Genomic DNA, 1,583 nt, shown 5'->3' with positions numbered 1-1,583 from the left:
GCGTAGAGCTGACGAAAAGCATTACTTTGCCGCTGCTTTATGGTCAAGAAGAATGGCTTCTTTGCTATTAATCGGGCTTTTTCATCTTGTCTTTTTCTGGTATGGAGACATTTTGCATGTGTATGCTATTGGCGGTTTTTTATTGTTGTTTTTTTATAATCAAAAAACCAAGACGATTTTGCTGTGGGCAATAGGCCTGCTATGCTTTTTTTATCTTTTGGCTTGCATGCAGTTTTTTATTCCAGCCCACGTCTTGCAGGAGGCTCAGTTGGAGTATAAGGTTTTACATGAACATGCCTTAGTCCAATATTTATCCACCTACAGGCAAGCAGACTATTTATCTTGGCTGTTTTATCGTTTGAATGTTGAAGTCGTACCTATGCTATTAAATCTACCGTTTTCTATCTTTCCCGTATTTTCTATGTTTTTATTTGGCTTATATGCTGCTAAAAAAGAATTAGTACATAGTATCGAACAAAATCGTTCTTTTTTTAAGAAAATTCAGTTAATAACAGGTGCAGCAGGTTTTACTTTAACTATTATTCTCGCTATCTTAAAACTAGAAATTTTAAAATATGGACTCTATCAGCAGGCGGCCATTCACCTTTTTACAAGTTTGAGCGGCATTTTTCTATGTTTTTTTTATCTTACCACCTTACTGTTATTCCTGCAATTTTCTCCTTACGCTTCAGTGCTTGGTCTTTTTAAGTATAGTGGAACAATGGCATTAACAACTTACCTTAGCCAAACTTTAATTTGCCTGTGGATGGTTAGAGTCTTTGGTTTATACGGAACTCTTACCTTAACAGAAAGCACGATTATTTGTCTCATTATATATACACTCCAGCTTTTTTTTAATAAGTGGTGGCTTTATTATTTCTATTACGGTCCGTGTGAATGGTTATGGCGGAGCTTTACATACCGATCTTTCCCGCCTCTCAGACGGAATAGAAAAGCTACAGCTTAACAGCAAATCGGCCTTCAAATTTGAAAGCCGATTTGTCTCCTTTACTGCAAAGGCGGTATGGTTATTCGTTTAATTCCATTTGTCTCAAACTCTCGTATATACTCCATTTCTCGATGAAAAATTTGCATAAAAACTTCATTTTTTATTTCTTTAATGGGTCCTATTTGTTCTATCACATCTCGTTTAGCCATGCGATAGGCTAGCGCTTCCCAAAACACTTCGTTATCGTATTCTCCAATAATATCTTGAAGAGAATCTTCATGTTCTTCTGTAAACATAACCTCACTGTTTAGCGTGTGAAAAGGTCCTTTTTCAAGGAAAGGCTCTGCATGAGAAAACATTTGTTTTTCTACATCCGTATATTCTTGTGCATGCTCATCTTCTACTCCAGAACATGCTGTGACCATCCAGTTACCTAAATAAATCAAATCAAGCAGTTGAAAAAAGTGCGTTTCAGATAGTTGAAGTTCAATTTCGTTTTTTACAGGGGCTTTTGACATAAGCGTGGATCTCTCCTTTAATTTTGAGGGTAGTTGCTACTAAATAAAATAGCTAAAAGGGTTAGTATGCAGGCTAGCAGGAAAACTGAAGAAATGACTTCACCTCTTTTCTGTAG

At 36.3% G+C, this 1,583-nt stretch carries 2 protein-coding genes; one reads left to right on the top strand and one right to left on the bottom strand.

The genetic code is table 11. The annotated features are described in order from the left end of the window. The coding region (locus AC1DRF_RS27100) for a DUF418 domain-containing protein (RefSeq protein WP_477742197.1) at positions 1-967 on the top strand (967 nt) is incomplete at its 5' end. Positions 968-1,008: 41 nt separating this feature from the next. Here AC1DRF_RS27100 and AC1DRF_RS27095 read toward each other — a convergent pair. After that, the gene (locus AC1DRF_RS27095; RefSeq protein WP_016764637.1) at positions 1,009-1,467 is read right to left on the bottom strand and encodes a hypothetical protein; all 459 of its coding nucleotides are present in this window, start codon (positions 1,465-1,467) and stop codon (positions 1,009-1,011) included. Positions 1,468-1,583: the final 116 nt, after the last annotated feature.

The sequence above is a fragment of the Priestia sp. P5_B4 genome (assembly GCF_056400385.1).
The sequence above is the reverse complement of the archived record's forward strand: the minus strand, read 5'-3'. Positions and strand labels throughout refer to the sequence as shown.